At 39.1% G+C, this 8,191-nt stretch carries 8 protein-coding genes and 1 pseudogene; 4 read left to right on the top strand and 5 right to left on the bottom strand.

Going from position 1 to position 8,191, the window contains the following annotated elements:
- The first annotated feature begins 134 nt into the window (after positions 1-134).
- Together H6G96_RS39480 and H6G96_RS39475 are read left to right on the top strand one after the other, a co-directional pair.
- The gene (locus H6G96_RS39480) at positions 135-1,835 is read left to right on the top strand and encodes a WD40 repeat domain-containing protein (protein ID WP_190919943.1); all 1,701 of its coding nucleotides are present in this window, start codon (positions 135-137) and stop codon (positions 1,833-1,835) included.
- 927 nt (positions 1,836-2,762) lie between these two features.
- Positions 2,763-2,912, top strand: a complete 150-nt coding sequence (locus H6G96_RS39475) for a hypothetical protein (RefSeq protein WP_190919941.1) — start codon at positions 2,763-2,765, stop codon at positions 2,910-2,912.
- 85 nt (positions 2,913-2,997) lie between these two features.
- Here the strand turns inward: H6G96_RS39475 and H6G96_RS39470 are convergent, their stop codons facing one another.
- Together H6G96_RS39470 and H6G96_RS39465 are read right to left on the bottom strand one after the other, a co-directional pair.
- Entirely contained in the window at positions 2,998-3,636 is a 639-nt protein-coding gene (locus tag H6G96_RS39470) for a hypothetical protein (RefSeq protein WP_190919938.1), read from the bottom strand.
- Between the two features lie 174 nt (positions 3,637-3,810).
- Positions 3,811-4,104 carry a hypothetical protein gene (locus H6G96_RS39465; protein ID WP_190919936.1) on the bottom strand — a complete coding sequence of 98 codons (294 nt, stop codon included), beginning with the start codon at positions 4,102-4,104 and terminating at the stop codon, positions 3,811-3,813.
- A gap of 288 nt (positions 4,105-4,392) precedes the next feature.
- Here H6G96_RS39465 and H6G96_RS42120 point away from each other — a divergent pair, with 288 nt between their 5' ends.
- Together H6G96_RS42120 and H6G96_RS39455 are read left to right on the top strand one after the other, a co-directional pair.
- Positions 4,393-5,049 (top strand): hypothetical protein, encoded by a 657-nt coding sequence (locus tag H6G96_RS42120; RefSeq protein WP_190919945.1) that lies wholly within the window; start codon positions 4,393-4,395, stop codon positions 5,047-5,049.
- A 301-nt stretch (positions 5,050-5,350) separates the two neighbouring features.
- A pseudogene (locus H6G96_RS39455) lies at positions 5,351-5,632 on the top strand (transposase); the annotation flags it as partial.
- A 12-nt stretch (positions 5,633-5,644) separates the two neighbouring features.
- On the opposite strand, the gene H6G96_RS39450 reads toward H6G96_RS39455, so the two are convergent.
- From H6G96_RS39450 to H6G96_RS39440, 3 genes are read right to left on the bottom strand one after another with little or no spacing between them, the layout of a single operon-like run.
- Entirely contained in the window at positions 5,645-6,337 is a 693-nt protein-coding gene (locus H6G96_RS39450) for a hypothetical protein (protein ID WP_199327266.1), read from the bottom strand.
- 55 nt (positions 6,338-6,392) lie between these two features.
- Positions 6,393-7,379 carry a homocysteine S-methyltransferase family protein gene (locus H6G96_RS39445; protein WP_190736889.1) on the bottom strand — a complete coding sequence of 329 codons (987 nt, stop codon included), beginning with the start codon at positions 7,377-7,379 and terminating at the stop codon, positions 6,393-6,395.
- A 19-nt stretch (positions 7,380-7,398) separates the two neighbouring features.
- The gene (locus H6G96_RS39440; protein ID WP_190736887.1) at positions 7,399-7,536 is read right to left on the bottom strand and encodes a hypothetical protein; all 138 of its coding nucleotides are present in this window, start codon (positions 7,534-7,536) and stop codon (positions 7,399-7,401) included.
- Between the last annotated feature and the right edge of the window lie 655 nt (positions 7,537-8,191).

The following is an 8,191-nucleotide window of genomic DNA, read 5'->3' as shown; positions in this document are numbered from 1 at the left end:
CTTTATAGTAAAGCGTTTGCATTCAAATAGAATGCCTGCGTTAGAACAATATAGTTAGCTCTCATGAAATCGGATGCTAGCAACTCTTCTTACTTTTATTCGTTACCCCGACTTATTGAGCCGATACATTATTAGTGACAATTGATGAAGCTGGAGTAGTAAAACTTTGGAACTGGCTAGATGGCAGATTATTGCAAACTCTCAAAGAAGATGGTGAAAGAGTTTGGTGGACTAGTATTAACTTTAGTTCTGATGGGGAAAATATTGCTGCGATTGATGGTAGTAATAAAATTATCAATATCTGGAATAAAAATCTAAATTGGAAATTATTTAAAATCATTAAAGACTCTGAAAAGAAAATTTGGTCTTTGCATTATCCAACTAACAATACCCCAGGTAAACAATTAATATTTTCAGGAAGTATAGATGGAAATATAAAAATTTGGAATCTTCAAGATGGCAAATTAATTAAAGCTTTTAAAGCTCATGATAAAGCGATTTTAAATATTAGCTCTAGTCCAGATGGTAAATTTATAGCTACAGCTAGTGAAGACGCAAAGGTGAAAGTTTGGAAAACTCAGAATTGGCAATTAAAGGAAACCCTTACATCTCATAATGATTATGTTAACAGCGTTAATTTTAGTCAAGATGGGAAACTTCTAGCTACTGCAAGCGATGACAACACCGTTAAAATTTGGAGGATAAGCGATTGGCGATTAATTGAAACTTTAGTAGGACATAATAACAAAGTTTATAGTGTAAATTTTAGCCCAAATACTCATATTTTAGCTTCTGCAAGTGAAGATAAAAAAGTTATTATCTGGAGTCTAGAAGAAAATTTACTCAAAATTATCACAGACCATACTGATGTGATTAGAAAAATGAGTGTTAGCTCCGATGGAGAAGTTATAGCAACCGCTAGCAATGATGATACAGCAAAAATCTGGAGTAGTAAAAATGGTCTATTATTACAAAGTTTCTCAAACAAGCGTGACGTTGAAGGCATCAGCTTTAGCCAAAATAATCAATTTTTAGCCTCTGCTAGTGCTGATAGACTAATTAAATTTTGGAATCTTAAAAATGGAAAATTAATGAAGAGTTGGCAAGATGATACAGTCATTTTTGATATAGCTGTCAATCCCAATACTCCAGATGGTGAAATTTTGGCTTCGGGTGGGGTAGATAAAGTTCTTAAAATTTGGAGAATCAATGATGGAAAAATACTACAAGCTCTCACAGGCCATCATGGTTCAATTTTGAGTGTTAGTTTTAGTCCCAATGGTCAATTTTTAGCGTCAGGAGGCGAAGATGGGAATATTAGACTTTGGCGGCAATATCAACAAAAATGGCATTTATTAAGGACTCTAGATAACTATAATTCTGCCATAAAAAATGTAAGTTTTAGTCCAGATGGTATGTTATTAGCATCTGCTAGTGTGGATGGTACAGTGAAGCTTTGGAAAACAACTGATGGGACTTTACTAAAATCCATACCTGCCCATAAAGGCGGTGTATTCAGTGTGAGTTTCAGCCCCAATGGTCAACTTTTAGCTTCAGGTAGTGAGGATGGAATAATTAAAATTTGGCAAATAAATGATGGAAGTTTATTTGCCAGTCTTCAAGGCCACAAAAGTTCAATTAGAAACGTCTATTTCATCAAAAATGATATTTTGGTATCTGCTTCTGCTGGTTTGGATAGAACTGTGATTTTATGGGATTTAAAAGATATACAATTAGATAATTTACTTAAAAATGGATGTGATTTAGTGCGTGACTATCTCAATAATAATCCCAGCATTAACGAAACGGATCAACATATTTGCAATAAAATCTAACTCTCTGCCTTCTGACTTGAAAATGCTCCTTCGATGAGTATCTATATAGATCAGTCTCACATCGCATTTTCATGCTTGACTATGAAACTTGTTTCATCGGGACTGCCCTCTGCCTTTCCCCAACCGAGATCACCAAAAGTTGCCAAGAACCCATAAAGCGAGCAACTTGCTCATCTTATGCTTTCAGTGACAGTATATGTGACTTTAGACAAAATCTGCCCAAGCCACAAGGCATCACTTGTCCGCCTTTGAATGCCAAACACTGATACTATCGTAGGCAAATTTATTCTGCCATAAAACTAATACAGCTAAAAGTTGCCTCAAAGTTGGAAAGCAAGGCATCACTTGTCACACAGTTGAAAAACCAGCTAAAAGTTGTCCAAAAGTTAAGTTCATTCCTGCCGATTATTCAGCGCTGCCAACAGTTCGGCCTGCAAGCGAAGCAGTAACATCAACCGGACTCTAAGTTATATCTCCTTCTACTCCTAGATCCAAGCATAAGTTGTCCGAGTTCAATCCAAGGCATAAGTTGTTCTATTGTGACAACTTATGGCTAAAGTCACAGTATACACGATCGCTCCTCCAAACACAAAATAAGTAACCCTTATCTTTTATCCGACTAAAACTACGATTAAAATACCCGAACCCCCAGACACTACTCTTTCACCAACATGCAATCGCGGATTGAGCATGTTGGCAACTGAATAGAAACTATTGCGCTGCCGATAAATTTTGCTTGTCTTTGGTATCGCCTTTGATCCGTAATTCAAACGATACACACTTACAGGGTGCTAACTTTCAGTTATAGTTAGCCGTAACTTATTATAGGCACAATGCAACTATAACGTTGACTTGGTGTAAAGATAGTTTACAAAAGTTGCTCAGGCGGTTGCCTTAGTCTATGGGAATAAAAAAGTTCAACAATTTATGTTAGGTGCTTTACCCCGCTCCAAGCATCCGTCCATAAATCGCTTGAAAGAGCCTCTACGCTGCACCCACGCTAGGTTATTACTAGAGCGATCGCCATTGGCTCATGACGGTTACGCCATCGCTCTTAAGCTCTTCAAAGATTTCTGATCTTATTTCCGGGTAACTCTATTATTATCCAGTTATCAGTAATGAGGAGCATATTTTCCAGTGTTGTAGAGTTTTTTGTTCTTGACTAATAAATTTCGTCTTCTTCATCTAGCCAATCTTCATCCCAGAGAAGTTCATTGTAAACCTTAGTAGCTTGAGATATTTTTAGGTTGTGAGCTGCTGTCACACAATTTCTTGGTTGCCAGCCAATGAGGGCGTATCTCCCATGTAAATATCTAACAGCATTTTTGCAGTCATTAATTACTGGAATATCCTCAAAGATGTATTTTCGCAATTGGACTCCTAAACGAATTGCCTCCATTTCATAATTGTGAAAGTTGGGTTCTTCAACATCAGGTGTAGAAATCAGTAATCCTCTTACCCAGGTATGATTTTTATAGATAGCCTTCGCTACAACTAACAGGACTTGTTTTGGTGTCCAGTTGCTCCGAAGTAAAAAGTTATCTATTGCTGATTCATCATCTAAATCTATATCGACGTTAGATTCTGAAAGTATTTCCAAGATATCTGTATTTTCTAAGAACAGTTCGTACCACTCTTGAAAAGTTTCGGGACTAAATAGTTTTCTGGCTTCTTCAAATGAAATTTTCTCCCATCCTGCATCTGTAACTATTTCGTTACCAGTCCTTGTAATGAACAGATTCTTTTCTTCTAGCATCCAAGGGAAGGATGTCTTGTGATGTCTTCTCTTTCGTTTACCCATTCAACTACCTGATGCCATTGCGATGTCTGCGACGAGTCGCCTGAGCGTCTATGCATTCAATTTTAGTGCTATCGTTAATTATCTTTTAGGCTTCTTTATCAAAAGAAAACTTCTGTTTGTGACAATGCGTACACACAATAGCAACGTATTTTTTCAGCTATCTTTACTAAGTTTTTACCCGCAGAAATCATCAACGCGGATATCACGCCAAATATCAGAAACCTGCCAGCCTGATTTGCCAACAGATTGTACTGGAGGATTGTCAAGGAATGGAACATAGTCAGGAACTCTAGGCTCTGAAATTGCTACTGGTTTCTCCTCAACCTCAACCACAGGGGCTGGAGAATTGACAGTATTAGCTTCAAGAAGTTGGTCTTCAGCCTCCTCGATTAACTTCATCTGTCTCAGAGTCAGCTTCTCAGATTTTTTGATGATTTTTTTTGTATGTATATCATTAGAAGTATTCATTGGCTGTTCCTCAAAGGCATTGGCTTAAAATTTGGATGAGTAAAGTCGGGGAAGGTAGGTATAAATAATTTGCACGGAATAAATACTCTACTGTAAATCTATGGGAAATACCAGTCCTTTGCTGAAGAATTTATCAATATCTGGCGTAAAAGCAGCATCAAAGATGTTTTAAGTAAATCGGTAGAGCGATTGAGCTAAGTTTCGTCAGTTTGATGGATGTGTCAAAGTGCTGAATCTGATGAAATTGTTGGTCAAGAAAACGTTTAATTTAAAACTCGCAAAACATTTATGACACAAATCCCCATCGTTCGCCAGATTCTATCAGATCCAGATACCGGATTGTTGTCATATCTTAGTCAACAACTTCAAACACCGAGTTTTTCACATTTTAAAAGCCAATTTGGTTTTTATGTAGATGAGTCTTGTACGCAAGTTACCTCGGTAGACGATTCTTTAGAAATACAAACGATACTTTTGCTGACTCTGAAGTTATCGATCATTGCAGATAGCCAAACTTTCTCAGATGATGCGACAGTACACGCTGTTGAGTTTCAAGAATTACTAGATGCACAAATTATTAGATGGAGCCAGAACAACTCACAATTGCTTAAACCAATCTCATCCATTAAAAACACATTCAGTCAGTTGTCAGATATCCCGTTCCACGGTGGCTATCTTCCAGGTTTTGAAATTAAAAGCCAGTTTTCTCTAATTTACAGTCCTATTACTGCACAGTTAAGCCAATCAGATGAGCCTGAATATTCTTTGCATAGTCCAGGGGAACGCACTCCTATTAGCGGACAGTATGAAGTAATTAATTCTAATGGAAAAGGCACCGGGCTAGAGGTAACATCAACTGCTGGAAATCCGTTTCCTCCAACGAGTGAATCTGACCAATCATATCGGTTAGTTGACCCGACAAAGCACAAAAACTCTAAGAAGTAAAGTAGCATTAGCGTTGGTCAAAGGCAATCTTGAGCTAGGGGAGCTTCTGCTCACGAACTATTAACTGTCAGATATAGTTGGATTGCCCTGGAGCGCAACCAACGAAGTATGAGTAAGTAATCTGTCTCAAGCAAGATTAGGAAAGGCAAGACAGCAACTAAGCTGTTATTGGTTGGTTAGTCATTAGTTTGCATAGGGGGGTACTTAAACAAAGTTTAGGTACTCTTTATCTAAGTATTTTTCATTCATTCAGATGTTCTCTACAAGACACTATTGCTGGCTGGCTTTTGACCAGGAGTCAATTGTTTTAGATAATGCTAGCTATCATAAAAAGAAAATAATCTTAGCTGAAATTGAAACAAATTTACCAAATATTCAACTGCATTTTCTACCGCCCTATAGTCCCGATTATAATCTCATCGAGTTAGTGTGCCACTCAGCTAAGGAATATATTGCTCATAGATTATTCCAATCAGTTGAGCAATTAAAGAATCTATTAGAGCGCTTGCTAAATCAAGGCGAATTAATTATTAAATGGTATCGTCGAGTGAAAAACAAAGGTAATGCTGTTACAGCAACTTAAATGTGGAACAGCTTACCACTGTCGTGAAATTAAGCCAGCTAGCAATCCCAACCAAGTCATTAACCATAAACTCCAGATCAGTCTCTGTCTGACAGGCAAAGAAAGGGTAAGAAATCTGCAATCGCGTCGCTGCTTCCTGATGAATTCACTGGCATTGGAAGGAATTTGTCTCGACCGTTGCGGTGTGTGTCGCTGTCTAATCACTAGAGCAATACCTCCCAGAACAGCGATCACTGCCAGCATTGGCACACTCAGTTGTACCACTGCCGCATGTGTTACTTGCAAGCCTGGTAAGGCATGATACCAAATGGCATAGCCCATCCCAGATGCGATTGCTCCGGCGGCGATCGCATAACCTCGCAACCGTTCCTCTATGCACAACCCATAGCTAATCATAATAATTTGTATCGAGCCAAACAGCAGTAAAGCAACTGTTCCAGGTGACAAGTTGACATAGGCGATCGCAAAGCAGGCAGCATAGGCAATCAGCACCAGGGATGCGAACCAACTGCCTACCCTGGCGATCATCTCTCCTGGTAACCGGACTATCAGCCAAAGCATTAAAGCACCAGAGAGCAAACGAATCGATGTGAAACTAGCGGCATCAATATTAGTGTGCTTGAGTGCCATGTGGCAGAGTAGAGATTTGTTAGCAAAAGCAAGCACAGCAGAGATGGTCAGAATAAGAGTGCCTATAGGTGGCATATAAGTATTTCCAACCAAAATATATTGAAATTTAGTATGGAAGGCAACATCATAATTAGATCCTTTCTAATCTCATTTGAGATGAGAGATGAGTCCAAAATAATGGCAAGCAAGCTTTACAAATAGCTTCGATATGGCGATGATCTGTGCCACAGCAACCTCCCAAAACACTCAAATTCTTTAACTTAGCTTTCAACGCTTGATAGTGATTACCCAAATCTTCTGGATTGCCAGCATCTAGGGTTTCTGACTCATTCAGTTGGGCATGACTTTTGGTGGATGCATTGGCTCTAATGCCACGAATTCGTTCCAGCCAAGGTTCGTTAGGTAACAACAGTTGTGCAAAGTGGGTAGGATGGGCACAGTTGAGCATATAGTAGGCAGGCCCTTGATTTGTTGCAGCATCAACTTGGGCGATCGCATCCTTCAATGTCTGACCAGTAGGCAAATGACCATCTGTTTCCACTGTAAAAGAAATCACCACAGGCATTCCTACTAACTCAGCAGCACAAGTAATTCCGATCGCCTCTTCCACATAGTTCATGGTAATTGCCGTCACTAAATCAGCATCGGCATTGTGAAATACTTCTATTTGGGGGTGGTGATAGTCGGCTGCTTCATTTGCTGTCATGGCATTAGCGGGAATATAGCCATCACCACGGGGTCCTACACATCCACTAATTACCATCGGAGTCTGGTCAGTTTCGTATTCCTGACGAATGGTATGCAAAAGAGCGATCGCCTTGTAGTTCATCTCTGCTAAAGCCGTGCTAGAGTACCCCAATTTAGTCCCCCAGTCTGGGTTTGCCCGCCAAGTTGCGCTCTCTAAAATCAGGCCTACTTGATAGTTCCTGGCAAGAGCAGCATAGGTTCGGAAGTATTTCTGAAGTGCTTGATAGCCTGTGTTATTCTTTAACAAATCAAATGCTGCAAAGTCTGGTAAATTCAATCCTTCAAGAAAGATGAGTGTGGTTTCAATGCCACCATCCGTGATGAATAAATCCCTCGATAATTGAGGCAATTTGTTTCGATACTGAGCCATTTTAGTTCTCCTGGGTTAACTAACTATGTTGGATACTGGTTATTGCTTGAAACGCCATTTGTCCCTGAGTTACATCTTGTGAAACGGTAGTCACTAACTCTTGCAGCTCACTAGGAGCAACACCGTTAATGGTTTGGATTTGTTGTGTTGTCATCATTAAACTCCTTAGTTTAATTACCTTCAATTTTTCAGCAGCAAAGAATGAATAAAAGCAAATGTTCCTTTGCTGTTCTATAATCAGGTTATTCAGTCTACCGTCCTGAAATCGTCCGCAAATCATCTGAGAATCGTTCAGTAGCTTCACAGCGTTTCTTTAAAGCTTGATTAAAGGCAAGATAGGCTCCAGACCATCTTGCAGAAAATTACTTAAATCTCGGCTCAATACCGTATGAACATTGCTGCAATCAGGAGCAAGATGTTTTGTATTAGCGTGTTAAATAGCGCACTTTGCCGAGAATTCTAATTAGATCGAGAGTGGCTTAATAGTAGACATAATACTTATCGTTAAGTTTTTAATAAAATTAATTTACGCCTAATGTGAATTGGAAACGCCTCTTATGCTAATAAGAGTTTCTAAATTAGCTGACAATCATTAGCCAAAGTTCTGGTCGCGGTGGGTAAAGCGGGTTTGGCGATCTCTGATTGCTTTTACTGTAAAGGTATGGCCGACGATAAATATAATCTGTAATCTGTGAAATTAGGAAGCCGGAGAAGTATTATTGGTATTGGGTTGGATAAAAGTTGCTTTCCAAACTCGTTCAAAAGGCTGACCAATTTTACGGTAGAGCGATCGCACATCCTCAGCAGTGACA

This window comes from Nostoc sp. FACHB-892, from assembly GCF_014698795.1.
Classification (GTDB): Bacteria; Cyanobacteriota; Cyanobacteriia; order Cyanobacteriales; family Nostocaceae; genus Nostoc.
Note: the sequence above shows the minus strand (reverse complement) of the source record. Positions and strands in the feature narration are given on the sequence as shown.

Excerpts from the sequence above, each read along its gene's own strand:
- H6G96_RS42120 (WP_190919945.1), top strand. The coding sequence starts at position 4,393 with ATGACACAAATCCCCATCGTTCGCCAGATTCTATCAGATCCAGATACC.
- H6G96_RS39475 (WP_190919941.1), top strand. The coding sequence starts at position 2,763 with ATGTTAGGTGCTTTACCCCGCTCCAAGCATCCGTCCATAAATCGCTTG.
- H6G96_RS39450 (WP_199327266.1), bottom strand. The coding sequence starts at position 6,337 with ATGCCACCTATAGGCACTCTTATTCTGACCATCTCTGCTGTGCTTGCT.
- H6G96_RS39445 (WP_190736889.1), bottom strand. The coding sequence starts at position 7,379 with ATGGCTCAGTATCGAAACAAATTGCCTCAATTATCGAGGGATTTATTC.
- H6G96_RS39465 (WP_190919936.1), bottom strand. The coding sequence starts at position 4,104 with ATGAATACTTCTAATGATATACATACAAAAAAAATCATCAAAAAATCT.
- H6G96_RS39440 (WP_190736887.1), bottom strand. The coding sequence starts at position 7,536 with ATGATGACAACACAACAAATCCAAACCATTAACGGTGTTGCTCCTAGT.
- H6G96_RS39470 (WP_190919938.1), bottom strand. The coding sequence starts at position 3,636 with ATGGGTAAACGAAAGAGAAGACATCACAAGACATCCTTCCCTTGGATG.